Annotated in this window: 27 protein-coding genes, 1 pseudogene and 1 other annotated feature; of the genes and pseudogenes, 26 read left to right on the top strand and 2 right to left on the bottom strand. The window is 42.0% G+C overall.

The annotated features are described in order from the left end of the window. The first annotated feature begins 159 nt into the window (after positions 1 to 159). The 14 genes from JOC94_RS01970 (at position 160) to JOC94_RS01910 (ending at position 10,459) form a co-directional block, all read left to right on the top strand. Positions 160 to 1,170 (top strand): rod shape-determining protein, encoded by a 1,011-nt coding sequence (locus tag JOC94_RS01970; protein WP_205178219.1) that lies wholly within the window; start codon positions 160 to 162, stop codon positions 1,168 to 1,170. Between the two features lie 135 nt (positions 1,171 to 1,305). Then, positions 1,306 to 2,169 carry a rod shape-determining protein MreC gene (gene mreC / locus JOC94_RS01965; RefSeq protein WP_205178217.1) on the top strand — a complete coding sequence of 288 codons (864 nt, stop codon included), beginning with the start codon at positions 1,306 to 1,308 and terminating at the stop codon, positions 2,167 to 2,169. After that, entirely contained in the window at positions 2,166 to 2,684 is a 519-nt protein-coding gene (mreD, locus tag JOC94_RS01960; protein ID WP_205178215.1) for a rod shape-determining protein MreD, read from the top strand. The genes mreC and mreD overlap by 4 nt, the downstream gene beginning before the upstream one ends. A gap of 169 nt (positions 2,685 to 2,853) precedes the next feature. Then, on the top strand, positions 2,854 to 3,537 hold the full coding sequence (gene minC / locus JOC94_RS01955) for a septum site-determining protein MinC (RefSeq protein WP_077113063.1): 684 nt from the start codon (positions 2,854 to 2,856) through the stop codon (positions 3,535 to 3,537). Further along, complete coding sequence (minD, locus tag JOC94_RS01950; protein ID WP_205178213.1) at positions 3,530 to 4,333, top strand: septum site-determining protein MinD; 804 nt, start codon at positions 3,530 to 3,532, stop codon at positions 4,331 to 4,333. Before minC ends, minD begins: the two co-directional genes overlap by 8 nt. 398 nt (positions 4,334 to 4,731) lie before the next feature. Then, positions 4,732 to 4,854, top strand: coding sequence for a hypothetical protein (locus JOC94_RS23135; protein ID WP_268920941.1), 123 nt, complete (start codon positions 4,732 to 4,734; stop codon positions 4,852 to 4,854). A 180-nt stretch (positions 4,855 to 5,034) separates the two neighbouring features. Next, complete coding sequence (locus JOC94_RS23330) at positions 5,035 to 5,808, top strand: peptidoglycan DD-metalloendopeptidase family protein (protein ID WP_205178211.1); 774 nt, start codon at positions 5,035 to 5,037, stop codon at positions 5,806 to 5,808. Then, the gene (locus JOC94_RS01940; RefSeq protein WP_205178208.1) at positions 5,798 to 6,667 is read left to right on the top strand and encodes a M50 family metallopeptidase; all 870 of its coding nucleotides are present in this window, start codon (positions 5,798 to 5,800) and stop codon (positions 6,665 to 6,667) included. The genes JOC94_RS23330 and JOC94_RS01940 overlap by 11 nt, the downstream gene beginning before the upstream one ends. Before the next feature lie 206 nt (positions 6,668 to 6,873). Next, positions 6,874 to 6,955: a sequence feature (ribosomal protein L21 leader region), on the top strand. Positions 6,956 to 6,969: 14 nt separating this feature from the next. Then, a complete protein-coding gene (gene rplU / locus JOC94_RS01935; RefSeq protein WP_205178206.1) occupies positions 6,970 to 7,278 on the top strand; it encodes a 50S ribosomal protein L21 in 309 nt (102 codons plus the stop codon). 7 nt (positions 7,279 to 7,285) lie between these two features. Next, a complete protein-coding gene (locus JOC94_RS01930; RefSeq protein ID WP_205178204.1) occupies positions 7,286 to 7,624 on the top strand; it encodes a ribosomal-processing cysteine protease Prp in 339 nt (112 codons plus the stop codon). A gap of 5 nt (positions 7,625 to 7,629) precedes the next feature. Then, positions 7,630 to 7,914: a 50S ribosomal protein L27 gene (rpmA, locus tag JOC94_RS01925; RefSeq protein ID WP_077113057.1), complete on the top strand. Its 285-nt coding sequence runs from the start codon at positions 7,630 to 7,632 to the stop codon at positions 7,912 to 7,914. Positions 7,915 to 8,120: 206 nt separating this feature from the next. Next, positions 8,121 to 8,663 carry a Spo0B C-terminal domain-containing protein gene (locus JOC94_RS01920; protein ID WP_205178202.1) on the top strand — a complete coding sequence of 181 codons (543 nt, stop codon included), beginning with the start codon at positions 8,121 to 8,123 and terminating at the stop codon, positions 8,661 to 8,663. Positions 8,664 to 8,686: 23 nt separating this feature from the next. Further along, positions 8,687 to 9,979, top strand: coding sequence for a GTPase ObgE (gene obgE / locus JOC94_RS01915; RefSeq protein WP_205178200.1), 1,293 nt, complete (start codon positions 8,687 to 8,689; stop codon positions 9,977 to 9,979). Between the two features lie 21 nt (positions 9,980 to 10,000). Then, entirely contained in the window at positions 10,001 to 10,459 is a 459-nt protein-coding gene (locus JOC94_RS01910; protein WP_077114367.1) for an ACT domain-containing protein, read from the top strand. A 44-nt stretch (positions 10,460 to 10,503) separates the two neighbouring features. Here the strand turns inward: JOC94_RS01910 and JOC94_RS01905 are convergent, their stop codons facing one another. Beyond that, positions 10,504 to 11,043, bottom strand: a complete 540-nt coding sequence (locus JOC94_RS01905) for a transcription repressor NadR (RefSeq protein WP_205178198.1) — start codon at positions 11,041 to 11,043, stop codon at positions 10,504 to 10,506. Positions 11,044 to 11,242: 199 nt separating this feature from the next. Between JOC94_RS01905 and safA the strand changes: the two are divergent. The 5 genes and pseudogenes from safA to JOC94_RS01880 all read left to right on the top strand — a co-directional run. After that, positions 11,243 to 11,389, top strand: a pseudogene (gene safA, locus JOC94_RS23460) (SafA/ExsA family spore coat assembly protein); the annotation flags it as partial. Positions 11,390 to 12,320: 931 nt separating this feature from the next. Then, the gene (locus JOC94_RS01895) at positions 12,321 to 13,304 is read left to right on the top strand and encodes an aminoglycoside phosphotransferase family protein (RefSeq protein ID WP_205178187.1); all 984 of its coding nucleotides are present in this window, start codon (positions 12,321 to 12,323) and stop codon (positions 13,302 to 13,304) included. A gap of 132 nt (positions 13,305 to 13,436) precedes the next feature. After that, positions 13,437 to 14,156 (top strand): YebC/PmpR family DNA-binding transcriptional regulator, encoded by a 720-nt coding sequence (locus tag JOC94_RS01890; protein WP_205178185.1) that lies wholly within the window; start codon positions 13,437 to 13,439, stop codon positions 14,154 to 14,156. A 114-nt stretch (positions 14,157 to 14,270) separates the two neighbouring features. Continuing rightward, positions 14,271 to 14,816, top strand: a complete 546-nt coding sequence (locus tag JOC94_RS01885; RefSeq protein WP_236016938.1) for a BofC C-terminal domain-containing protein — start codon at positions 14,271 to 14,273, stop codon at positions 14,814 to 14,816. A 794-nt stretch (positions 14,817 to 15,610) separates the two neighbouring features. Beyond that, a complete protein-coding gene (locus tag JOC94_RS01880) occupies positions 15,611 to 16,366 on the top strand; it encodes an exodeoxyribonuclease III (RefSeq protein WP_205178183.1) in 756 nt (251 codons plus the stop codon). Between the two features lie 99 nt (positions 16,367 to 16,465). Here the strand turns inward: JOC94_RS01880 and JOC94_RS01875 are convergent, their stop codons facing one another. Then, positions 16,466 to 17,365 (bottom strand): DMT family transporter, encoded by a 900-nt coding sequence (locus tag JOC94_RS01875; protein WP_205178181.1) that lies wholly within the window; start codon positions 17,363 to 17,365, stop codon positions 16,466 to 16,468. A gap of 126 nt (positions 17,366 to 17,491) precedes the next feature. Here JOC94_RS01875 and JOC94_RS01870 point away from each other — a divergent pair, with 126 nt between their 5' ends. From JOC94_RS01870 to JOC94_RS01840, 7 genes are all read left to right on the top strand, one after another. Then, positions 17,492 to 17,998 carry a DUF1648 domain-containing protein gene (locus JOC94_RS01870; RefSeq protein ID WP_205178179.1) on the top strand — a complete coding sequence of 169 codons (507 nt, stop codon included), beginning with the start codon at positions 17,492 to 17,494 and terminating at the stop codon, positions 17,996 to 17,998. A gap of 346 nt (positions 17,999 to 18,344) precedes the next feature. After that, entirely contained in the window at positions 18,345 to 20,144 is a 1,800-nt protein-coding gene (gene glmS / locus JOC94_RS01865; protein ID WP_205178177.1) for a glutamine--fructose-6-phosphate transaminase (isomerizing), read from the top strand. Between the two features lie 954 nt (positions 20,145 to 21,098). Next, complete coding sequence (locus JOC94_RS01860; RefSeq protein WP_077114352.1) at positions 21,099 to 21,776, top strand: response regulator transcription factor; 678 nt, start codon at positions 21,099 to 21,101, stop codon at positions 21,774 to 21,776. Continuing rightward, positions 21,773 to 22,786 (top strand): HAMP domain-containing sensor histidine kinase, encoded by a 1,014-nt coding sequence (locus tag JOC94_RS01855; protein WP_077114350.1) that lies wholly within the window; start codon positions 21,773 to 21,775, stop codon positions 22,784 to 22,786. The genes JOC94_RS01860 and JOC94_RS01855 overlap by 4 nt, the downstream gene beginning before the upstream one ends. Positions 22,787 to 22,878: 92 nt before the next feature. Next, positions 22,879 to 23,592, top strand: a complete 714-nt coding sequence (locus tag JOC94_RS01850; protein WP_077114348.1) for an ABC transporter ATP-binding protein — start codon at positions 22,879 to 22,881, stop codon at positions 23,590 to 23,592. Beyond that, the gene (locus JOC94_RS01845; RefSeq protein WP_077114346.1) at positions 23,589 to 24,338 is read left to right on the top strand and encodes an ABC transporter permease; all 750 of its coding nucleotides are present in this window, start codon (positions 23,589 to 23,591) and stop codon (positions 24,336 to 24,338) included. The genes JOC94_RS01850 and JOC94_RS01845 overlap by 4 nt, the downstream gene beginning before the upstream one ends. Beyond that, positions 24,335 to 25,093 (top strand): ABC transporter permease, encoded by a 759-nt coding sequence (locus JOC94_RS01840; protein WP_077114344.1) that lies wholly within the window; start codon positions 24,335 to 24,337, stop codon positions 25,091 to 25,093. Before JOC94_RS01845 ends, JOC94_RS01840 begins: the two co-directional genes overlap by 4 nt. Positions 25,094 to 25,095 lie beyond the last annotated feature (2 nt).

Raw genomic sequence — 25,095 nt, 5'->3', positions numbered from 1 at the left:
AAGAAAAAGGATTTAAGTGACACTATGCTTTTCATAAATGATAAGATATAATAAGTCTTGTGATTTTTTTTCAAAGTTGTAATGAGGTCGTAATAAAACACAATTCATAATAAAGTCCATCCTGACCAATTGTAATGGGGTAGAAAGGGAGATACATACATGTTTGGAATCGGTACAAAAGATTTAGGAATTGACTTGGGCACAGCCAATACACTTGTTTTTGTCAAAGGGAAAGGAATTGTATTGCGGGAGCCTTCAGTGGTTGCCATCAACACCGAGACAAAGAAAATCGTTGCAGTCGGAAATGATGCCAAAAAGATGATCGGCAGAACGCCGGGAAATATAGTGGCGATGCGGCCAATGAGAGATGGCGTTATTGCCGATTATGAAACGACAGCAACGATGATGAAATATTTTATAAAACATGCAGGAAAAGCAAAAGGAGCTTTTGGGGGCAAACCGTACGTTATGGTATGTGTGCCTTCCGGAATTACAGCAGTGGAACAAAGGGCGGTGCTCGATGCCACTAGAGAGGCGGGAGCCAGGGAAGCTTATCCAATCGAAGAACCTTTCGCTGCTGCGATCGGTGCTGATTTGCCTGTTTGGGAACCAACTGGAAGCATGGTCGTGGATATTGGCGGCGGAACGACGGAAGTGGCAGTCATTTCCCTGGGAGGGATTGTTACAAGCAATTCCATTCGAATTGCCGGAGACAATTTTGATGAAGCCATTGTCAACTATATCCGAAAAACATATAATTTGCTCATTGGGGAAAGAACGGCTGAAGCTATCAAAGTTGAAATTGGCTCGGCTGGAGCAGTCGAAACGAACGAAAAGATGGAAATTCGCGGCCGTGATTTATTGACAGGGCTCCCCAAAACAATTGAAATTACGGCGGAAGAAATTTCGGAAGCTCTCCGTGATACGGTTTATACGATCATTGATGCTGTGAAAAACACGTTGGAGAATACACCGCCTGAGCTTGCGGCAGATATAATGGATAGAGGAATTGTCCTTGCAGGAGGAGGAGCCCTCCTTCGCAATTTGGATAAAGTCATCAGCAACGAAACAAAAATGCCTGTTCTGATTGCGGATGAACCGCTGGATTGTGTAGCGATCGGAACCGGGAAGGCGCTGGACCATATTAACATGTTTAAAAATCGTGCGTAAGATTTTATTTACTTTAATTGAGAAAATTGGCAGAGGTCGTCTTTATTTTGCGGCCTTCTGCTTTCCTATGCAGACATCTGACTCCCTTTTTAGAAGGGACAGATACCGGCTAATTGAAAACTGGGGTGGGTTTTAATGCCACATTTTTTTCTGAACAAGCGGCTGATCATCTTGTTAATCGGAATCATTATTCTTGTTTCTTTAATCGGTTTTTCATTAAGGGACAGAGACAATATCTCACGGCCAGAGCAATTTGTGAAAGATGTCGTGGGTTTTGGCCAATCCCTCGTTGCAAAACCCGCACACAAGATAGCGGGTTTTTTCGAGGGCTTTGAAGAGTTGCAAAATACATATAAAGAAAACAAAAAATTAAAAGCTCGCTTGGAAGAAGTGGCGAGACTTGAAAAAGAAATGACCGAGCTCAAAAAAGATAATGCTGAATTGCGCGAGGCTCTTGGTAAAAAAGAAAGCTTGAGAGATTTTACCCCGATTCAGGCCACTGTCATCGGCCGAACACCAGACCGGTGGTTTGAAAAGATCGTTATCGATAAAGGGGCAAAAAGCGGCATAAAGCCTGATATGGCCGTCATTACGTCCAAAGGACTTGTTGGGAAAGTTGTTTCTACATCAGAAATGACATCAACGATTGAATTGCTCAGTTCGGATAATACAAAAAACAGGGTTTCCGCTTTGATTCAAGCAAAGGGTTCCGTTCATGGTTTAATTGACGGGTACGACAAAGAAAAGAAAATGCTGATAATGAAGGATTTGCCCATTGATGAAGCCCAAATTGAAAAAGGACAAAATGTCATTACTTCGGGCTTAGGCGGTATTTTTCCAAAAGGACTTGAAATTGGAACGGTTGAAGAAGTGACCCTTGATCAATATGGACTGTCGCAAATCGCTTATATTAAACCTTTTGCCGAATTCTATGATTTCGAACACGTAATGGTTGTTGCCCGCTCGATGCAATCCGGGGATAAGGAGGAAGACGAATGAAGCGGGTTCTTCTTCCTCTCGTATTGATTGCTTGTTTTTACGCTGAAAGCCTATTTACTGATTTTTTTACAACAGCCTCTTTATTTAAAGACCGGATGGTTATCCCTCATTTTTTGTTGATCGCATTAACATTGATGGGGATATACTTTGTTCGTAACACAACGATCATATATGCGGCGTTATTCGGACTGATTTTTGATATATATTTTACGGGAATTATCGGGGCTTACCTGTTTTTATTTCCCATTTCCGTCTACATAGCTTCTAAAATGATCAGGATTTTACATATCAATGTGCTGACTGTAGGGCTGATTGTGATCGTGAATATTTCACTGGTGGAATCGCTCATTTTTGGATTAAACATACTGCTTTTCAATGTTCCTGTAACAATGATGGAGTTTCTTGAAAACAGACTGCTGCCATCTCTTGTACTGAATTTAATTTTCTATTTCATCATTTTTATCCCATATACAAGATGGCTGCAACATTTGCATAAGCAACTGTCATCCGAATAATACGGAGATGATGAAAATTTGCCCACGAAAAAGGGAAATCGCCAGCGATTGTCGAAAATAGAAGAAATGAACCTTGCTGGTGTTCATCAAACTGTACCGGATAAGATGTTCGTCGTTGAAAGGAGAAGTAAGGGCCCAATGAATGCAATTCCTTGAAGCCCGCTAATTCATGAAAAGACAAAATGTAATGATTAAAGGAACGAAGAGCGGTCTTTCGCTTCAGTTAAATGATCGTTGTTCGTATGAAGATATTTTAATAGAGCTGGAAGAGAAGCTTGCGGAATTTCAAGGATTAGAGGAAAGTCCGCTTATTTCAGTTCGCATTCTTACGGGCAACCGCTATTTAAATCCTGAACAAGAAGAAGAAATCAAAGAACTTATTCGGCAAAAACAAAACCTGATCGTGGAGGAAATAGACAGCAATGTCATTTCAAAAGAAGAGGCCAAAACGGTCATCGAGAGCCAGGAAGTAACTTCCGTCGCAACGATCGTAAGATCCGGGCAAATTTTAGAAGTGCCGGGGGACTTACTTCTCGTGGGAGATGTTAATCCAGGCGGCACGGTAAGGGCAGGCGGTAATATTTTTATCATGGGGGCATTAAAAGGGATTGCCCATGCCGGATACACGGGCAGAAATGAAGCCGTTATCGTTGCCTCATTCATGACCCCGTCACAGTTAAGAATTTCTGATTGCATCAGCCGTTCTCCCGACCATTACGATCAGGAGGAACGTCACCAAATGGAATGTGCCTACATAGACAGGAATCATCAAATTATCATTGATCGATTACAAGTGTTAAAACACTTACGACCGAATATTACGAGATTTAAAGGGGGACATTATTATGGGTGAGGCGATTGTAATAACATCCGGCAAGGGAGGAGTCGGAAAGACAACAACTTCGGCAAACCTGGGTACATCACTTGCCTTGCAGGGGAAAAAAGTGTGTTTGATAGATACGGATATTGGCCTTCGCAATCTCGATGTTGTGCTGGGGCTTGAAAACAGGATTATTTATGATCTTGTAGATGTTGTTGAGAAGCGTTGCAAGCCTCACCAAGCAATTGTAAAAGACAAAAGGTTTGAGGACAAGCTGTTTTTGCTTCCAGCGGCACAAACAAGCGATAAAACGGCGGTCACACCTGAGCAGATGAGAGAACTTGTGGCCGAGCTCAAGCAAGATTATGATTATGTTCTCATTGATTGCCCTGCGGGAATTGAACAAGGTTACAGGAATGCGATTGCCGGAGCAGACAAGGCGATCGTTGTAACGACACCTGAAATTTCCGCTGTCCGTGATGCGGACAGAATTATCGGCCTTCTTGAAAAAGAAGAGAATATTGAGCCTCCCAAATTGATTATTAATAGAATCAGGCCGAGGATGATGCGTGAGGGTGATGTCCTCGACGTGGATGATATTACACAGCACTTATCCATCGATCTGCTCGGTATCGTGCAAGACGACGAAGAAGTCATCAAGTCATCCAACGAGGGTGAACCCATTGCCCTCAATCCGGAAAGTAAAACATCAATCGCATACCGAAATATCGCAAGACGGATTCTTGGGGAATCTGTACCGCTTCAGCCCCTGGAAGAAGATAAATCCGGATTCTTCACTCGAATTAAACAGCTTTTTGGATCTCGATAATCGGTGAAGCTGGGACATAAGTTGAAAACGAATTGCTATTCGTCCAATCGTGAAAATAAACCGCGTGAAATCAAGGTGTTTCAATTGATTTCATGCGGTTTATTCATTTTTATAGGTTTTTTGTGTTTCGGACTGGGAATTTGCAAATCGGCATTTCAGCGGCCGGGAGATCATGATCGGATATGGAGCTTTCGATAAACAGAGTTCGGTTCAGGCGCATATAGAGTGCGACAATGGCGATGGCAGCCTCGACGCTTTCGATGAACAGGGTTCGGTTCAGGCGTAGTCGTGTTCAACCAGCGCAAGTTTCCAATAAGTTGTCATCAAGCGGTTCTGATCTTGCCTGTCCAAACCAGAGATTTTCTGAAAAAAAGTCTACCTATTAGCGGGCACATCGTTTGTTTGCAATGAAACGAGCGGCCATCAAAGGAGCAGAAATAGGAGAACAGACAGCGGTGGCGATGTTAACATCGCAAAACGAACATCAAAATTCTTTACGGGAAAGTGACTTTGGAAGTTAAAATGTTCGTTCGGAATAGTGAGGAAAAACTTTATGAGAAGTTTGTATTCTGCTTCGCGAACAACTAACAGCATACAATTAATTTTACAAAGGAACGCCCCGTCTTTTCTTCACAACCGAAGCATAATAGGGAGAGACAAGTCATAGGGTAGTAGAAACTTGGTAAGGGAGATGGCGGGGTGTGAACCATCGGGTAAATCAAATAAAAAAGCGAATTGCCAAGAGAAGAAAGTCCTATGACCGGAAAAAGGATAAAGGTATTCAGTGGTCAAATGAATGGATTGACAGCAATTATACGGATGAGCATTCTCTATATGATTCAAAAAATCAGGAAAAATTTCATCCTCTTTGGAATCGTGAAGTATTTATATTCAAAGTTCTCGCTTCCATAACGCTCATTCTCCTTGTCAGTATCATTTACAAATCCGAATCCCCGGCATTTCAAGCGGCTAAATCAGTCGTCAACGAAGCAATGGAAACGGAATTCCGTTTTGCCGCTGTTTCTGAGTGGTATGAAGGCCGTTTTGGCAAACCGCTTGCTCTATTTCCCGACAAGGACAAGGCAGATGGAGACATTATCCAAACGGGGATAGAAACAGACTATGCCTTACCTGTTGGAGCTAAAATCGCCGAAAATTTCGATCAAGATGGCCGTGGGATCATGATCGAAACGGAACATCAGGCTCAGGTTGAAGCTATTGCCGGCGGAATCGTTATTTTTGCAGGAAAAAAAGCAGATACCGGCAACACAGTGATTGTGCAACATGAAGACGATACTGAATCATGGTATGCCCATCTGAACAAGCTTCATGTAAAACCACATGAACGTATTGAAGGCGGAAAAGTGTTGGGAACCGTGTCATCTGGTGAAGAAAGTTATTCAGGAAAATTTTATATTGCCATTAAAAAGGGAGATGTTTTTATTGATCCCCTCCAGGTGATTAATGTTGAATAACTACGGACGACTTTTAAGAAAGATACATTTTCATCCTCTCTTTTGGATTGTGGCTTGTTTTGCCATTATCACGGGTTATTATTGGGAATTGCTCACATTGTTTTTGATTGTTTTTATTCACGAGATGGGACATGCCACTTGTGCCCATTTTTTTTCGTGGAAAATCAATCGCATCTTGATTATGCCGTTTGGTGGTATTTGTGAAGTGGATGAACATGGAAATCGGCCTGTTATTGAAGAACTGCTTGTCGTCCTTGCCGGTCCTTTTCAGCATATATGGATGGCGGCAACTGTCTTTATTCTGGGGACAAATGAAGTCATTTCGATGGAATTTGCAACAATGTTTCAACAGTTTAACATAATGGTCTTTTTGTTTAATCTTCTGCCTGTATGGCCGCTTGATGGTGGCAAGGTTATTTATTTATATTTGAGTTCCCGGCAACCGTTTTTAACGGCTTTCAAACAATCATTGCTTTGTTCCTTTATTGTTTTGACGTTTCTTCTTTGTCTTTTTTTGATCGTATTTCCGTTTAACCTGAATGTGTGGATTGTTCTAGTGTATTTATATGCATCATTGTGGCACCAATGGAATCAAATGAGATTTTCCTTTATCCGGTTTTTATTAGAGCGGTATAGCGGGAAGCAAACAGGTTTTAAAAAGCTTGATGTGATTGAGGTGGAAGGAAGCGAATATGTGTCCTCGATCATGGAGCAATTCAGGCGTGGCTGTAAGCATGTCATCCATGTGGATGATGGGAAACGAATGCTCGGAAAACTGGATGAAAACGAAATGTTGCATGCCTTCTTTGCAGAAAAGCAAATACGTGCACGCTTGAAGGATATCGTGTATCATGATTGAACATCATTGAGTCTACTTGAAATCAATGATCGAATATGAAACAAAATTCTCCCAAATATAGAATCTGAGAATAAACCAAGTAAATGAATTGGCAGTATCTTTGATCAGAGCGCTTTCGAAGTAAAAGAAAGAGTAGTAAAATGAAGAGAAGCGCTATTGACATAAGGCATGAGAATGTGATAGTATTTTTATGTTAGATTGTAGCACCCGTGCTACAACCGCACAGCACAGGTACACAAGCGCTTATCCAGTATAAGACACCTGAGTCTGGCGAGTCTTAGTTATTGAGGAGGTGCGATACATTGTACGCAATCATTGAAACAGGCGGAAAACAAATAAAGGTTGAAGAAGGCCAAGCAATCTTTGTTGAAAAGTTGGATGCGACTGAAGGTGACACATACACTTTTGACAAAGTGCTTTTTGTCGGTGGTGAAGATGTGAAAGTTGGCAGCCCATTTGTTGAAGGTGCCACCGTAACTGCCAAGGTGGAGCAACAAGGCCGTCAAAAGAAGGTCGTTGTTTTCAAATACAAGCCTAAGAAGAATTACCGTAAAAAACAAGGCCACCGTCAGCCATATACAAAACTGATCATCGAAAAAATCAACGCGTAACAGATCCATGATTCTCGTTGAAATATATAAAGATTCCAAAGGCAAGATTGAATCTTTTACGATGACCGGGCATGCCGAGTTTGCAGAAAAAGGCGCAGATATCGTCTGTGCCGGCGCTTCAGCAGTTGCTTTTGGCAGCCTGAATGCAGTGATGGCACTGACGGGTGTCACTCTAAACATAGAACAGTCGGAAAGCGGTTATCTGTCATGCAAGCTGCCCGCGGACTTGCCGTTGGAAACTTCCAAACAAGTTCAGCTGTTGCTTGAGGGCATGGTTATTTCATTAGAAACAATCGAACGTGATTATAAAGATTATTTAAAAGTTAACGTTAAAAATAGGGGGTGAATCACATGTTGAAATTGGATCTTCAATTTTTCGCAACGAAAAAAGGAGCAGGTTCCACGAAAAACGGCAGGGACTCTGAAGCTAAAAGACTTGGCGCTAAACGTGCAGATGGACAATACGTTTCCGGCGGTTCGATTCTTTACCGTCAGCGAGGCACAAAGATTCATCCAGGTGAAAACGTCGGTCGCGGGAAAGACGATACCCTTTTTGCTAAAGTGGACGGCGTTGTTCGGTTCGAACGGCTTGGCCGCGATAAGAAAAAAGTGAGCGTATATCCGCAGGCACAATAGTGATAAAAACTCTAACCATTTGGGGTTAGAGTTTTTTTTGTGAATAATTGATGTCTCAAAAATATATGTTTTCCTCCTAAAGATGTTCACCGGTCATTTTATCAATGGTACAATTACTTCAAGTACAACTCTAAGTCGCTTCCATAGAGGAGAAATTTGTTATACTATAATATAATTTGTAAAGACCAGACTGGGGAGAACAAGGGATGAGCGAAAATTGGACAGTAGTAGAAATACTTCGATATACGCGCCACGAGTGGTTAAATAGATTACAGTTAATTAAAGGAAACCTTTCCATGGGAAAAACAGAACAGGCTAAGCGCATTATGGATGAAATTGTACTGGAAATGAAGCAGGAAGCAATTCTTTCCAATCTAAAGCTATTTCGCTTTGCTGAATTATTGTTGACACACAACTGGAAAGGGTATCGTTTTCGTCTTGAATATGAAATTGTCAACGGAGTGGAAAAGCTGGATCTGGATGATCAACTGCTTTCAGATTGGATGGGAGAATTTTTTGAAGAGTTAAACCGGGTATCATTACCTATTTATGATAACTGCCTATATTTGACAATCGAATCAGGAAAAGATACCGTCGGTTTTCTTTTTCAATTCCACGGTATAATAGAAAATGAGTCGGAACTGAAAAGTTGGCTCTTTCGCAAAGATGTGTATCCGGATCATGTAACATATGAACAGTTATCGGAAAATGAATATCAAATTCAAGTATTGTTTTGTTTGGAAAGTTAGATGGCCAGAATGGAGTGTCCTTAATGTTTGTCGATCGAGTAAAAGTATATGTTAAAGGTGGAGATGGCGGAAACGGCATGGTAGCGTTCCGTCGTGAAAAATATGAACCAATGGGCGGACCGGCCGGAGGCGACGGCGGCAAAGGAGCCAGCGTTATCTTTGTTGTAGACGAAGGTCTGCGAACGCTCATGGACTTCAGATACCAAAAGCATTTTAAAGGCAAGCGCGGAGAAAACGGAATGTCAAAAGGGCAACACGGTAAAGGTGCAGAAGATCTTATCGTCAAAGTGCCTCCTGGAACTGTTGTGACCGACGAAGATACAGGAGAAGTGATTGCGGATTTGATCAAAGACGGTCAAAGAGCTGTTATCGCCAAAGGAGGACGCGGCGGAAGAGGAAACGTCCGCTTTGCCACACCAGCAAATCCAGCCCCTGAAGTCGCTGAAAATGGCGAACCTGGCCAGGAAAGAAACGTTACACTTGAATTAAAGCTGCTTGCCGATGTCGGACTAGTCGGTTTTCCGAATGTAGGAAAGTCCACGTTTCTGTCTGTTGTATCAGCGGCAAAGCCAAAAATTGCGGAATACCATTTTACAACGATTAAGCCCAACCTTGGCGTTGTGTCAACGGATGATGACCGAAGTTTCGTCATGGCAGATCTGCCTGGGTTAATCGAAGGAGCGCACGAAGGAGTCGGGCTTGGCCATCAATTTCTTCGCCATGTCGAACGGACAAGAGTCATCGTTCATGTTATCGACATGTCGGGGATGGAAGGGAGAGACCCGTACGAAGATTATATAACGATCAACGAGGAATTACAGCAGTATAACTTGCGTTTGCTGGAAAGACCGCAAATCATTGTTGCCAACAAAATGGACATCCCTTCTGCTCAAGAAAATATAAAGGCATTTAAAGAAAAGCTCCAGAACGAATATCCTGTTTATCCTATCTCAGCAATTACGAGGGAAGGTGTACGGGAAGTTCTGTTCGCCATAGCCGATTTACTTGAAGTGACGCCTCAATTCCCCCTTCATGAAGAATTGCCTGATGAAAAGGAGATACATCGGGTTGTTTACAAACATGAAGAGGAGGAAAAGCCGTTTACCATTACGCGCGATCCGGACGGAAGCTTTGTTGTCAGTGGTGACAAGATTGAAAGATTATTTAAAATGACCGACTTTTCCCGGGAAGAAGCCGTCCGCCGATTTGCCCGCCAATTAAGGTCTATCGGTGTGGATGATGCGCTTCGAGAGCGGGGAGCGAAAGATGGCGATACCGTTCGCCTGTTTGATTACGAATTTGAATTTATGGATTAGTTCTTTGTATGGAGGGGAACTATGGTGGGGAAAAGGGAAATTGATCAAAAATTCTATCTCGTACGGGAAGACGTTTTGCCTGAAGCCATGAAAAAAACGTTGGAAGCAAAGGCTCTGCTGGAGCGGGGAACGGCAGAGTCGATATGGGACGCCGTTCAGCAAGTCGATTTAAGTCGAAGTGCTTTTTATAAATATAGAGATACGGTATTTCCCTTCCATACCGTTGTGAAAGAAAAAATCATTTCATTGTTTTTTTTCCTTGAAGATAAGCCGGGCGCACTATCTAAGCTGCTTAGTATCGTGGCTAGCTGTTCATGCAACGTATTAACGATTCACCAAACAATTCCGTTACAGGGACGGGCAAACGTTACACTGTCTCTGGATGTGACAGAAATGAATGTCAATATGGATGAACTTCTGGGGAAATTACGCCGGCTCGAGTTTGTGGCCAAAGTGGAAGTTGTCAGCTCGGGAGGCTGATAAGAAAACAAGCGGAAGTGCGCTTATTGAAGCATTTCCGCTTGTTAGTTTTCTTCGACTAAAATCCCCGCTTTTGAAAGTGCGGCCTCTGCCCTTTCAATCATTTGCCTATTTGGTGCGGACAATGTGTGTAAATGCATCCCAGCTGTTAGTTGCGACAATAATGGTGCATTTGTTTTGTTAATTTCTTTTAAAAAAGCGTTCACTTCTTGTCGGTTCGAAACCATGATGGAGGCGGTCAAATCTCCATATACTGGATGCTCCACTTTTACATCTTTCACTGTAACCCCATGATCAACGATGATATTGAGTTCCTCTTCAGTTATATCCCGCTCATGGCAGCAAGCTACTATTTTCTCGACACGTTCGCTGCTCATCACCGGCATATATAAGTAACCTTGACTCGTGGCGATGATGGGTTCGTTATGTGCTTTTAACAATGTAATATCCCCAACAATAACCTGCCTGCTGACATTTGCTTTTTTCGCCAAAGCCGTTCCGGTTATCGGACCATTGTTTTGTTTTAAATATTCCAGTATCCAAGCTCTTCTTTCTTCCCCAAGCAATTTCCTTTCTTTTTTCATCAGGAGTCCTCCGTTTCCAATGCTTACGATTAAATAGTATCACATATTTACAGCCGCTTGAACTCTTCCGGTACGAGACGGATCTTTATAAGACTCATAAAGGCTTTCATTATTTCATATGTATTTTGAAGAGGAAAAAATAACAATTTGCCCACACAATCATACACTATATGGACGTATGCAAGAGGAGGGGAAATTAGTGAAGATTCATATCGTTCAAAAGGGCGACACGCTTTGGAAGATCGCGCAAAAATACGGCGTGGATTTCGAAGAGTTAAAAAAAATGAATGCACAGTTGTCCAACCCTGATATGATTATGCCCGGTATGAAAATAAAGGTGCCAGCAGGAGGTGCTGCAGTAAAAAAAGAAATGCATCACCATCAAATGCATGGGCATAAAGAAGTGCCAAAAAAAGCACATCCGCCCAAAAAAGTACAACCGCCGAAAAAAGTACAACCGCCGAAAAAAGCACAACCACCAAAAAAAGAGGTGATTAAAGAAGTGCCGAAAGAAAAACCGCACAAAATATATCAGCCAGTAATGCCGCAGCCGTTGCCGGAGATTGACGTTAATAATTATTATATGATGAATATGAGCCAAACGCAGGCCCAAGTTCAGCAAGCAGTAAAAGAAAAAGAGCATGTACATCATGAAGAATCTATAGAAATGCCCGTGATGCCTGTACAAGGAGGTTATACTCAGCCTATGTATTCTTATTGCTACCCGGTTATGCCCGTGTGTGATCCATGTTACCCGTATCCGCATTCAATGATGCCGCAAGTGCAAGGGGCAATGGCTTATCCGCAAACGATGTACGGTCAGATGCCGATGTATGGCCAGATGCCGATGTACGGTCAGATGCCGATGTACGGACAAATGCCAATGTATGGCCAAATGCCACAAGTGATGCCCGCAGTGGAATACGAGATGCCGCAGCAGTATTGGGGTGACGAATCTTCCAGCTCATCAAGCCCATTCATGCATCATCACCACGGTCATCATCATCAAGGATATCATCACGGTCATGTCATGCATGGAATGGATTGGGATGATGATAACGATGATCCGCCACAGGGAATGCCAATGCAAGGATATACACAACCTTATGGAGGATACCCTGCGATGCCGGCTGCACCATACGGTGCCCAGATGGCGGCACCATATGGGACCCCGATGGCCGCTCCTTATGGAGGGGGGCAGTCTTACCCATACGCACAGCCAATGCCGGGAGGAATGGGACAATTCGAGATGCCAAGAGATGAAGCCGGAGAAGAAAATGAATAATCAAGCGAAACGAAAGAGAGACGGATTTGAAAACCGTCTCCTTCTTTATATAAAAAAGGTAGTTGGCCACCATTTTCGTCATATTTTTCACGTCAAAAAAGGGGTTTGGCTCATACAATCAGAAAAAGAACGGTGGATAGTCAAGGAGTTTGCCGCGCGAAAAAAGTTGCATACCCAAATCCGTTTGACTCATTATTTATTTGAAAACGGCTTTCAGAATACGTACGATTTTCATCCTATCGGGGCGATCTATTTTGATGGTCGCGTATTTGGTTTAATCCGGCATATTGAACAAAAGCAAGATGAACCATTTCACTATGGAAGCGCCCGCTGCCGAAAGGACGCCCTCGCGCTTCTTTCTCATTTTCATGCTACTACAGCCCGATTTACCGATCAGTTTACACCCCATCTTGCTTTGTTTGATCAACTAAAAAAATGGGATAGACGGTTGCTGGATTTTAAAAAGAAAATGGGTTCTTATGAAGATACAGGCCTTTACCCGTATATGAAGCATTACATGTTTGCAGGGGAGTGGGCCATTCAATTCTTGAAGCGCCATGCGGATTATTTCTTGGAGGGGCCGTATTGTATATTACATGGTGACGTTGCACACCACAATTTTATAAGAAAAGCTGACGGCTCTTTATACTTAATAGATTTTGACCTGATCAGCATCGGGCCGAGCCACATTGATCTTCTTCAATTTTGCAATCGCATTTTGCCGTCGCTTCAATGGTCAAGCGAGCGGCTATTTTCCGACTATATGGAAATCAATCGTTATCAAAACGATCCCCCGTTTTTGGCTGCTCTCGTGTATCCAACCGATATTTTCCGTGAATGGATTTATTATATGAATAGCAGGAAAAAAGAAAGAACCAATCGAAGGCATCATTTAGAAACCATTACGTTCAAACAGTACAAAAAGCGAATGCAATTTATAAAAACCGTGATGGCAAAGGTGAAAAACGGTCTGTAACTAGTTTCGGATTGCAAACAGTTTCGCTCAAAGTGTAAAATATTTTCGGTGGTATTCCAAAATTTCTTATTTGCCAAGAAAAGATGATTCAATATATGATTAAGTACAGGTGAAAGGATAGGGGGATTTTAAATGGCAGGACATTCCAAATGGAAAAATATTCAACGCAGAAAAAACGCACAAGATGCAAAGCGCGGCAAGATATTTCAAAAGCTTGCCAAAGAACTGTACGTCGCGGCCAAAAGTGGCGGGGGCGATCCGGATACAAACCCGGCGCTACGGCTTGTCGTGGATAAAGCAAAATCGGCAAATATGCCGAATGACAATATAAAGCGTGCAATTGACAAAGCCACTGGCAGCCAAAATGCGGAACAGTACGAAGAAATTATTTATGAAGGATACGGGCCCGGTGGTGCAGCGGTCATGGTAGTGTGTTTGACCGACAATAAAAACAGGACCGCTTCAAACGTCCGCCACGCTTTTACGAAAAATGGCGGAAATCTCGGCGAAACCGGTTGTGTTTCCTATATGTTTAACCGGAAAGGATACTTGGTGATCGACAGGAGCAACTATGATGACTTAGATGAGGAAGAACTGTTGCTGCAGGTAATCGAAGCTGGAGCGGAAGATATGGAAACGAGCGATGAGGCCTTCGAAATATATACAGAACCGGAAAATTTCATGGATGTAAAAGAAAGTCTCGAAGAGGCCGGCTTTGAATTTATGACGGCTGAAATGACAATGGTTCCACAAACCGATGCGTCATTAACGGAAGAGCAGGAAGAAAAGCTGGAAAACCTCATCGATATGCTTGAAGACGATGATGATGTTCAAGAAGTATACCATAACTAAATAAAGCTTTCCCAAAAGAGGAATTCTTTTGGAAAAGCTTTTTTTTATTGGATAATCATGTAAAAGTATGGTCACACTATATGTATAAAATGAACTAAGAACTTGAGGTGATTCATGATGAGTGTTGTAATGAAAGCTGTATTAGCCTTCACGATGATTTGCTGCGGCAGCTTTTTCATTGTTGATCTCAACCAATCACCCAGTCATGTACAAGCCAGTGAAGAGAAGGAATTGCTGATTCCGGAAAAGCCCTTAGAACTGACCATCAAGTTAAAAAGAGTATATATTGACGGAGAAGAAAGCGAAGAGACGCTTACTGAAACAATATGGGCCCTCGAAGACTTTTGGGCAAAGTATGAAAAATGGCGGCTGGTCGATATGAGTGAAGACTATCTTGTTTTTGAAAAGAAAGTGAATGACATCTCACCTTTGTCAAAAATGAACGGATATTTTGGCATTACGGAAGACGGCACATTATCCATTTTCAATGGAAAGCCGGAGGAGTCGGACATTATCCAATCATTTTTTCAAATTGATGTGAAAAAATTGGAAAGCAAACAACATCAGGAGTTGCTACAAGGAATACCGGTAAAATCAAAAAAGGACTTTGACAAGGTTGTTGAAACAATGAAGAAATATGAAGTTAAAAAGGAATTGTAAACAGGCTGGGACATAGGTTGAAAGCTGATTCATAATCATAAAGATCGTGAGAATAAAATCGCGTGAAATCAAGGTTTTAAACTTGATTCCATGCGGTTTATTTCATTTTTACATGCCCCTATTTGTGTTAAAAAATCCCTATCATCGCTACGTCAACATATTTCGCTTTCCGCAGGTCTTTTCAGCTTCTTCGGAAAGCAAAGGTCGCTTTCCTGCGGGCACAGCTCCAACTCGAGCTATTCCCGCAGGAGACTACCTATTTTGACTACGCTAAAAGATTTCGTATTATACACTAGGACAATTTACCCGGCATGTAAGGTGCCGTAGGACTCCCGCTTCAAAATCTTGAGTGAATACAAAAGGCCTAAGTGTGTGAAAACGGCACCTAAATGCCCGATTGGTTTAACTAACATTCAGTAGGAGGTGGAAAAAATTCCTACTGAATGAAGTTTCACTTTATCCCGCATGTAAGGTGCCGTAGGACTCCCGCTTCAAAATCTTGAGTGAATACAAAAGGCCTAAGTGTGTGAAAACGGCACCTAAATGCCCGATTGGTTCAACTAACATTCAGTAGGAGATGGAAAAAAATCCCTACTGAATGAAGTTTCACTTTATTGTTCGTTTTTTCATCAGCTGATTTAGTTGTGTCCCAGTTCCTTTAATGGGGTAGCGGTGGCGCTTTTGTTGTATGAAAATGTATCGTCTCCCATACCAAAGTTTTGCGCTGCTTGTTTACTGATAAAAACAGTGGCAAAATAGGTAGAGAGAATAGCAATAGAGGAGAAAATGACGGGATGAAACTTGTATCTTGGAACGTCAATGGATTAAGAGCTTGCATACGTAAAGGTTTTCTCGATTACTTTCATCAAGTGGATGCCGATATTTTTTGCGTCCAGGAAACAAAGCTGCAAGCTGGACAAATTGACTTGGAACTGAAAGGGTATGAACAATATTGGAACTATGCGGTGAAGAAAGGCTACTCCGGAACAGCCGTATTTACCAAACACAAACCGATCTCTGTCAAATATGGGGTTGGTGATTCTGACGTTGAGGAAGAAGGCCGGATCATTACGTTGGAATTCGCGGATTTTTTCCTTGTCAATGTGTATACGCCCAATGCGCAAAGGGATTTGGCCCGCTTACCTTACCGTTTGGATTGGGAAGACCGCATGCTTGTATATGTAAAAGAATTAGATCGCCAAAAACCGGTCATTTTATGTGGTGACCTCAATGTGGCCCATCAAGACATCGATTTAAAAAACTTCAAGTCGAACAGGGGAAACTCGGGATTTACAGAAGAGGAACGGGGGAAATTTTCCAGATTGCTTGAACATGGCTTTATTGATGCGTTCCGCCACTTTTATCCAGATAAGGAAGGCGCTTATACATGGTGGTCATACATGAACAAGGTAAGGGAAAGGAATATTGGATGGCGGATCGATTATTTTATCGTTTCACAAAAGTTGCAAGAACGATTGATAGATTCATATATTCATTGTGACGTAATGGGCAGTGATCATTGTCCGGTTGCCTTGGAGATCAACATATGAATAATTTCTCAAAAAAGACTCCCCCATTTTGTGCTGAACTCCAAAAGTTAGAATTGGTAATCTAACTTTTGGAGGCACATCATGCTGGAAGCTCGTTCATTACTCAAGTTTCTTTTTGGTTATGTATCGCTTTTTTCCTACAAAATTCACAACAAATACACTTGTGAGGGCAATGGCTCCTCCAATCAGGGAGAGAGTATTGGGCCATTCGTTCAACCATAACCACGCGATGATGATGGCGAGCGCCGGTTCCAGATAAAGCATGCTGGAAATGGTCGTGGCATTTCCTGCGGACAAGGCGATGGCCCACGTGGCGTACGCGATCGCTGCAGGGAAAATACCAACATAAAGAGCAGATACATGAGCGCCGAAGTCGGCATTTTGAATGTTTTCCCATAACCCGGGCATAAAGAAAAGCATGGGCAGCGTTCCGGCCCACGTAAAATATGCCGTTAAATCAATCGGATGATATTTCGCCAGTAGCGGTTTTTGATAAACAAAAAAGATGGACGTGGCGATCGTGCTGATCAAAATATAAATAGTACCCTTGGAAATTGTAAAAGAAGCTCCTGATGTTCCGATAGTAATTAAAATGATTCCGATAAACCCTATCCCCAAGCCGATCCAGCCAAACAAATCCATTTTTTCTTTTAAAATGATAACGGCGAGAATTGATGTAAAAATGGGTGCTGAACCGATGATCATACTGGCGGTGCCTGCGGAAACCGTTTGGACGCCAAATGTGAATCCGATTTGGTACACGCTGATCCCCATGAAGCCAAGAAAAATAATGCGCGGAATGTCCTTTTTTGCCGGCAACTTTATATGAACACTCGGCCATAAAGCATATAATAAAAAAACACCGGAAGCGATCAAAAAGCGGAGAAGCACAAGGTGGGAAGGGGTATATCCTCCGAGTAAGCTGGCCCTAACAGCGGCAAATCCCGACGACCATATGATAATCGTGAAAGTTGCTATCCAAAACGCCTTTTTGTTCATATGAAACCTCCTAACTCATAACAACGATTCTGTCTTAAAAGCATATCTATATCATAACTCATAACCGCTGTTTTTTATTTCAGTGACAATAAAAATGTGTATAAAAGTTTTTTGTGGAGTGATCTAATGTCAAATTCATGGGAACGACCCAAGTTAAAGATACCGAAAACAAAGAGTGAATGGTTCTGGGATATTATCGGATGTTCACTTTATATGGCTTCCATTCTTTTACTCATTTTCATCTGGAATCAACTTCCCGACAAAGTGCCCGCACATTATAATGCTCTTGGTGAAGTGGATCGTTGGGGCTCTAAATCCAAATTGCTTATTTTGCCGGGGATGGGCGCATTCATCATTGTATTCATGCGATTTTTCGAAAAAAGACCGGAACTTCATAATTATCCCGAACGCTTAAACGAATCCAATGCGAAACAATTTTACTTATTAAGCCGAAAGATGGTCAATCAAATAAAAAACATATGCCTTATTATTTTTGTGCTCATCACATTTGAATCAGTATCCATTGCACTGGGGTGGAGCGGCGAATTTGGAGTGTGGTTTTTGCCGGTGGCGGTCATCCTGTTATTAACCCCCATCGCGGCAGGGCTATTGAAGCAAAGAAAGATCAAATAATGCCTAAAAAAATTTAGATATAAATCTAGTAATAGGTTGACCGTCAAAAAAAGAATATAGTATGATATTCATGTTTCACTTTACTTTAAATGGAAAGGAGCATAGGGGTTTTTTATATAAGCGCCAGAACTAGTGAAAGTTGGTTGATAAGCTCGCTAGTTGACGAGGAGGAGGTTTATCGAACGTTCGGCGGATGCCTCCCGGCTGCGGCACACAGTCGAATTTTCTTTTCGAAAGCATCGAGGCGACTCGATGGACAAAGGAAAGAAAATGTGGTCGAGAAAATGAAAAAAGAGGGCAAGTATGCCCTCGTGCTGCTTGCCCTCCTTTTACTGGAGGAAAGACAATGTGCGGAATTACAGGTTATATTGGGACAAATGATGCGAAGGAAATTTTATTAAAAGGCTTGGAAAAGCTTGAATACCGCGGCTATGATTCGGCAGGAATCGCTGTTGAGAATCAAGACGGCATTCATGTTTTTAAAGAAGAAGGACGGATAGCAGACCTCAGAAATGCAGTGGACGGAAATATTAGTGCTCGGTCAGGAATCGGGCATACGCGCTGGGCAACCCACGGATCGCCCAGCAAAAGGAATGCCCACCCCCATCAAAGTGCGTCAGGCCGATTTACTTTGGTTCATAACGGGGTCATTGAAAACGAGTCGGAATTAAAAGCAGCCTATTTACGTGATGTGACGCTTCAAAGTGAAACAGACACAGAAGTCATCGTTCAATTGGTAGAAAAGTTTTCCCAAACGATGGAGGCGGAAGAAGCTTTTCGTGAAACGCTGCGTTTGCTCAACGGATCATATGCAATAGCGATGCTGGATATTGAAACACCAGGAGTTATCTTTGCGGCAAAAAATAAAAGCCCGTTGTTGATCGGAGTCGGAGAAGACTTTCAAGTTGTTGCCAGTGATGCCATGGCAATGATTCATGTCACAAATCAATTCGTTGAACTGTTGGATAAGGAAATCGCTATTGTGAAAAAAGATCGTGCAGACATTTATAATTTGCAAGGCGAAGTCATCATCAGGGAGCCTTACAAAGCGGAGCTTGACATGACAGATATCGAAAAAGGAACGTATCCGCATTTCATGTTGAAAGAGATAGATGAACAGCCACTTGTCATGAGAAAAATCATTCAAGCGTACCAGGATGAGAACGGCCGTCTACAGATCAATGAGGAAATCACAAATGCCATGCTGAAAGCCGACCGAATTTATATTGTGGCATGCGGAACAAGCTATCATGCGGGATTGGTTGGAAAACAGCTGATTGAAAAGCTGGCGGAAATTCCGGTGGAAGTCCATCTCGCCAGTGAATTTGGCTACAATATGCCTTTACTTTCCAAAAGACCATTATTTATTTTCATTTCCCAGAGCGGAGAAACAGCAGACAGCAGAGCGGTATTGGTGAAAGTGAAGGAAATGGGGTACCGCGCACTCACGATCACGAATGTGCCTGGCTCCACCCTTTCAAGAGAAGCGGATGATACACTGCTTTTACATGCCGGACCGGAAATTGCCGTCGCTTCCACAAAAGCATACACAGCCCAGATTGCCGTCCTTGCGATTTTGGCATCCGTAGCGGGGGCTGCCAAAAGAGTACCTACGGACCTTGACTTAGTCAAAGAACTGGGGATCGCCGCCAGCGCGATGGATACATTATGTGACGCCAAAGAAGCATTCGAGCAAATTGCGGCTGAATATTTGCCCGCGACTATCAACTGCTTTTTCATTGGCCGTTCCATCGACTATTTTGTCGGGTTAGAAGGAGCGCTAAAGCTGAAAGAGATCTCCTACATTCAGGCAGAAGGATTTGCCGGGGGAGAATTAAAACACGGCACCATTGCCCTGATTGAAAAAGGAACCCCCGTCATCGCATTGGCAACCCAGACCAATGTTAACGGAAGCATTCGGGCAAACGTCAAGGAAGTGGAGACACGCGGCGCCCACACATGCATCATTTCCATGAAAGGCCTTGATACAGCGGGAGACCGCTACGTACTGCCTCATGTCCATGAACTGCTCACTCCGCTCATCTCCGTCATTCCGCTGCAACTGATCGCCTACTATGCGGCGCTACACCGCGGATGTGACGTTGATAAACCGAGAAATTTAGCAAAAAGTGTAACGGTGGAATGAGGGGGAGTTTGTTTGAATAGAATCTGTGTAAATTAAAAATTAAGTTGCGATGTTTATAAAAAAGATGCATCTTTAAAATAAAGTCGTAACGTTTATAAAAAAGTTGCGAAGCTTTTCCCCTTTGGATATGATTATCTAGAGGGGTGTTTTTGTGTCGAAATGAAAAAGAACATCTAAAATTGATAAGTGGATTAAAGAGGGTCGAGGAACTGGCAGTGGGGCAGATTATCAGAATTCAAGATGTTTCCTCATTAGGTCGGTTTACAAGGTTAAAAGGTATAAAAACCGGCAGACAACATGAGTTTTTATCGGATATTTGGAGCGAAACTACTTTCATTTGACTGAATTTTCTGATGTTTTTGGGTATTCGCGAACAATTTCCTTTATTACCACAAGAGGAGACGATTATCATTGCTGAAGAGCTTGGGATTAAACACCTAGAGATCCAAAAACAGGCGATCAATTGTTATGACAACGGACTTTTTATCCCGCCTGTAAGGTGCCGTATACACCACTTCAAGACTTGAGTTGATACAAAAGGTCTAAGCGGGAGAAAATGACACCTAATTGCCCGATTCGTTCAACTAACATTCAGTAGGGATGGAAGAAAACGCCTACTGAATGAAGTTTCACTTTATAATAAATTACTTGTGAATCTTATTAATGACAATGGCGCTTGGACGAGTAAATCATTAAAGATTATTGAAAATCAGGATGTTATTGTAATGAAGGCGAAGTATAGTTCTAAAGGTATTCGTCATAGGAGAGAAATATTGTTAAACAAGTTCATTTAACAAATTTCTATAAAATTAGTGTTCTTCCACAATCGGGCTTTTAATGGAAAGTATTTCTAAAAAAAATGGATATTTATATTCGGATATTGTTCAATGAAAGTATAGGCGTATTAAGGGTTCAGGAATTTTATAGAAAAATGTTCAGAGAGGGGGATGCTACTTGAAAAGAAAAGTATTATATATTGAAGATAATGAGAAAATAGGCAGTTGGGTAAAAGAAGAATTGGAACAGCGAGGATTTTCAGTTCAGTGGCTGCTTTCTGGTGAAGGAGCCGAAAAAGAAGTAAATCTGTATGAAATCATTATTTTGGATATTATGTTACCTGGTTTAGACGGATTTACTGTGGGAAAACGATTAAAAAAGGCAGCACCTGCTGTTCCAATATTGCTGTTATCTGCTAGAACATCTATAGATGATAAGGTGGATGGTTTACAATTTGCGGATGACTATTTAACGAAACCATTCCATACAGATGAATTAGTTGCAAGATTAGAAGTATTAATCCGTCGAAGTGGTGGTATACATTCCGAACGAATTGCATTAGGAAATCATATTGAAGTAGATCCAGAAGTCCAAATGGTATATGACAAGTACACAGGAGAAGAAATTATATTGACAGGGAAACAACATCAAATTTTAATGTACTTCTTACGACACCCTAATCGAGTTTTACCAAAAGAACAAATTTATGAAGCGATTTGGAACGAACCCTACATAACTGGTGATAAAACATTAATGGTGCATATCCATCGACTGCGGCAAAAATTGGAGCGTCATCCAGATTCCCCAGAGATTATTGAAACGTTGAAGGGAATAGGCTATCGGGTGAAACTATGAAACAGACAAGATCATTATTTCGTCGCTTTCTAAAAGGACATTTTCTATTTATCTTTTTTCCTTCACTTGTGCTTATTTTCTTCTTTGCGTCCTTTGGGGTTTCTATCAATGAAGAAGATTTGAATATCAATACCTTACATCAATTTTACATTACACTACTCTTGTTGGGTTTTATTATTGTCGCATTTGTTGTAATGTCTGGGCTGTTCTTCGTGAGACTCCGTAAACGCCTCACCCGCTTACAGGAAGTTATGTCATTTTCAGCTAATCACAACACATTTCCTACACCAATAGCTGTTCAAACGGATCGTATGGATGAAATAGACCAATTAGGAAGTTCTTTTAATTGGATGATTCAGCAGCTTGAAGATAGCCGCAAGCGAGAATATGAAGAGGAATTATTACGACATCGACTGATTGCGAATTTATCTCACGACTTACGAACGCCACTTACTATTTTGAGGGGCCATATCACCAAATTAAATAAAGAATCCATGAGTTTAGAAGCACAAAACTCGTTATCAGAGATGAACCATACGATTACAAGAATCGGAGATCTAATGGATGATTTGCTTTCCTATACATTGCTTACATCAGGAAAATATCCTTTTGATCCGACACCAACAGATATTGGACGTTTAGTAAGAGCATCTGTTGCTGCGTGGTATCCTGCATTTGAAGAAAAAGAAATTCAGTTTGATGTTGATTTACCGACAGAGAAGACTTTTTATTGGGAAGTAGATCCTACATGGATGACACGAGTTCTGGATAATTTATTTCAGAATATTCTTCGCCATGCAGCAGAGGGAAAGTATGCCAACATTGTAGTTGATGTAGAAAAAGAACAGATCATTGTTGCAGACAGAGGTCCAGGCATGGATCACTCATCCTATGAGCGTGGAGCGGGAATTGGTTTATCGGCTTCAAATTATATGTTGAAAAAAATGAAGCTGAAAGCTGACTTTATATCAACTGAAAATGGCACAAAAGTAGCTATTGGCAGAGCTTAATCTAAAGTTAACCCAGAAGTAAACAACATGATAACCAAGATGTAACTTTGCTTCTTTATAATGAGAATCATAACAGAAAGGAAGTGTTATGGTTGCTTACAATTCATAACTTAGTCAAACAACGCGGCAATCAAGAAATCTTATCAGGTGTCAGTTTTAAAGCCAGACCCGGAAGAGTAACTGGCTTTTTAGGTCCAAATGGGGCAGGAAAAAGTTCTACACTTCGCATCCTGCTTGGATTAGATCGTGCCACCTCAGGGAGTGCACTCATTAATGGAGTGCCATTTGCAGAATTACAGAATCCTCTAACAACAGTAGGTGCCGCACTTGATGGATTTGGAGCTCATCGTATGCGAACAGGACAGGCACATTTGCGTTGGATTGCTCGTGCCGCAGGGTTGTCTCGGTCACGTGTCGAGGAAGTTCTGGAAATCGTAGGTCTTACGAATGCAGCTGGGAAAAGAGTTGGGAGTTATTCCCTTGGCATGGGGAGAAGACTTGGTATGGCGGCTGCACTACTTGGGGATCCAAAAATATTAGTTTTAGATGAACCTGTAAATGGGCTCGACCCAGAAGGGATTCGTTGGATTCGGACATTTTTACGTGAACGTGCTGCGTCTGGTAAAACGGTGTTACTATCCAGTCATCTAATGGGTGAGCTTGCAGAGACTGTTGATGATGTTGTGATTATTAATCATGGAAAAGTCGTTGCAGATGGAACATTGGAAGAAGTAATAGGTAACTATTCCACGCTGGAGGAAGCCTTTTTTGCCCTGACATCTAAATATGCAGGTGATGTTGTATGAGGGCATTCAACGCGGAACTATCTAAATTGTTTTCCCTGCCGGGCATTTGGCTTGCCTTTCTTATTGGAGCATTTGCCCCAGCGGTCATTGCTTCCTTGGATAGTATAGTAGAAAAAGAGGATATTATAGTTGGAGTAAGCACACGACTATCGGAAGTTGGCTATATTGGATTAGGTCTTGGTGTGCAAGGTATGATTATTCTTGGTGTGCTTGCTGTCAGCAGTGAGTATTTGACAGAGAGCAGTGAATCTGGTGGAGGGAATCAGATTACAACGAGTTTAACCGTTGTTTCATCCCGTTTCCACTTTTTGCTGGCAAAAGCAAGTGCTGTGACAGTGATCAGCATACTGCTTTCCATTGTTGCTATTCTAACAACTGTATTGGCAACAAATCTTATTCTTGGTGAATACGCCCCTGCATTTGAGGCATCTAGACTGATCGGCGCGGTTTGTTACTGGGTATTTACCGCTCTTTTGGCATTTGGAATTACGGTTCTAACTAAGAATGGGATTATCCCGCTTGCTGTGCTCATGATAAATTCATCTGTTGTGACAGTCTCTTACCTCCTTACTAAGGTTACAGAATTAGCGTTTTACTTACCAGACATGGCTGGCCTTGATATGTTTATGTTTAGGAGCGACAGCTTTCACACCCCATTCACAGGTGGTTTCATCATGTTTGCTTGGGTAGCCGTTCTTTTCATTGTAGCCGCCATTGTATTCCATAGGAGGGACGTTGCATCATGAGTGCCTCTTCCAGTAGAAAGATAACACGAATCCTTGGTGCTGAACTGGATAAATTAGTTACATTACCGTTGGTATGGCGCACTCTTATGGGTACATTCATTCTAAATGTAGTTTTAGCAGCAGCTTTTACTTCTGCTGGTCCACAAGGGGCAGCAGGAACGCAAAGTATACTGAATATAGGACTTGCTTCTATGGGATATCTTCAAGCAGGGTTCATTATTCTTGGTATCTTAGCTACTTGTTCGGAGTATACGGGTGGACAGATTCGAACTACGTTAACTACGATTCCTTGGCGTGGGTTTCAATTATCCATGAAGCTCTTAGCTTTGGCAATTGTAACCATTCCTATGGCGTTTATCATTGCTGCCTCAGGCGTACTATATGCTTTTATGATGATAAGAGACACAGCATTCGTGATTGAAATAGACGCTATGATCAAAACTTTAGCAGGTGCAACAGGCTATCTAACATTAACCACCCTTCTCAGTGCGGCTATCGGAGCTCTACTCAGACGAACCACTCCTGCTCTAGTGGTCCTGCTTGGTCATTATTTCATTGTCAGTCCATTATTGAGAGATTTTCTACCCCGTATTAAAAATGTTTTTCCGGATACGGCAGGATATTATATGTACATGCCGCCTACCTCTAATGAAATAAATATCCTTACACCAATGAAAGGAACAGGTATCTTCATGTTATGGACACTGATATTTATTACAGTAGCTATTGTATTTTACCGTAAACGAGATGCCTAAGT

Source organism: Siminovitchia thermophila (assembly GCF_016909185.1).
Classification (GTDB): Bacteria; Bacillota; Bacilli; order Bacillales; family Bacillaceae_C; genus Siminovitchia; species Siminovitchia thermophila.
This window is presented reverse-complemented; position numbering and strand designations above follow the sequence as displayed.

Excerpts from the sequence above, each read along its gene's own strand:
- JOC94_RS01970 (WP_205178219.1), top strand. The coding sequence starts at position 160 with ATGTTTGGAATCGGTACAAAAGATTTAGGAATTGACTTGGGCACAGCC.
- mreC (WP_205178217.1), top strand. The coding sequence starts at position 1,306 with ATGCCACATTTTTTTCTGAACAAGCGGCTGATCATCTTGTTAATCGGA.
- mreD (WP_205178215.1), top strand. The coding sequence starts at position 2,166 with ATGAAGCGGGTTCTTCTTCCTCTCGTATTGATTGCTTGTTTTTACGCT.
- minC (WP_077113063.1), top strand. The coding sequence starts at position 2,854 with ATGAAAAGACAAAATGTAATGATTAAAGGAACGAAGAGCGGTCTTTCG.
- minD (WP_205178213.1), top strand. The coding sequence starts at position 3,530 with ATGGGTGAGGCGATTGTAATAACATCCGGCAAGGGAGGAGTCGGAAAG.
- JOC94_RS01940 (WP_205178208.1), top strand. The coding sequence starts at position 5,798 with ATGTTGAATAACTACGGACGACTTTTAAGAAAGATACATTTTCATCCT.
- JOC94_RS01930 (WP_205178204.1), top strand. The coding sequence starts at position 7,286 with ATGATTCTCGTTGAAATATATAAAGATTCCAAAGGCAAGATTGAATCT.
- rpmA (WP_077113057.1), top strand. The coding sequence starts at position 7,630 with ATGTTGAAATTGGATCTTCAATTTTTCGCAACGAAAAAAGGAGCAGGT.
- JOC94_RS01920 (WP_205178202.1), top strand. The coding sequence starts at position 8,121 with ATGAGCGAAAATTGGACAGTAGTAGAAATACTTCGATATACGCGCCAC.
- obgE (WP_205178200.1), top strand. The coding sequence starts at position 8,687 with ATGTTTGTCGATCGAGTAAAAGTATATGTTAAAGGTGGAGATGGCGGA.
- JOC94_RS01910 (WP_077114367.1), top strand. The coding sequence starts at position 10,001 with ATGGTGGGGAAAAGGGAAATTGATCAAAAATTCTATCTCGTACGGGAA.
- JOC94_RS01905 (WP_205178198.1), bottom strand. The coding sequence starts at position 11,043 with ATGAAAAAAGAAAGGAAATTGCTTGGGGAAGAAAGAAGAGCTTGGATA.
- JOC94_RS01895 (WP_205178187.1), top strand. The coding sequence starts at position 12,321 with ATGAATAATCAAGCGAAACGAAAGAGAGACGGATTTGAAAACCGTCTC.
- JOC94_RS01890 (WP_205178185.1), top strand. The coding sequence starts at position 13,437 with ATGGCAGGACATTCCAAATGGAAAAATATTCAACGCAGAAAAAACGCA.
- JOC94_RS01885 (WP_236016938.1), top strand. The coding sequence starts at position 14,271 with ATGATGAGTGTTGTAATGAAAGCTGTATTAGCCTTCACGATGATTTGC.
- JOC94_RS01880 (WP_205178183.1), top strand. The coding sequence starts at position 15,611 with ATGAAACTTGTATCTTGGAACGTCAATGGATTAAGAGCTTGCATACGT.
- JOC94_RS01875 (WP_205178181.1), bottom strand. The coding sequence starts at position 17,365 with ATGAACAAAAAGGCGTTTTGGATAGCAACTTTCACGATTATCATATGG.
- JOC94_RS01870 (WP_205178179.1), top strand. The coding sequence starts at position 17,492 with ATGTCAAATTCATGGGAACGACCCAAGTTAAAGATACCGAAAACAAAG.
- glmS (WP_205178177.1), top strand. The coding sequence starts at position 18,345 with ATGTGCGGAATTACAGGTTATATTGGGACAAATGATGCGAAGGAAATT.
- JOC94_RS01855 (WP_077114350.1), top strand. The coding sequence starts at position 21,773 with ATGAAACAGACAAGATCATTATTTCGTCGCTTTCTAAAAGGACATTTT.
- JOC94_RS01845 (WP_077114346.1), top strand. The coding sequence starts at position 23,589 with ATGAGGGCATTCAACGCGGAACTATCTAAATTGTTTTCCCTGCCGGGC.
- JOC94_RS01840 (WP_077114344.1), top strand. The coding sequence starts at position 24,335 with ATGAGTGCCTCTTCCAGTAGAAAGATAACACGAATCCTTGGTGCTGAA.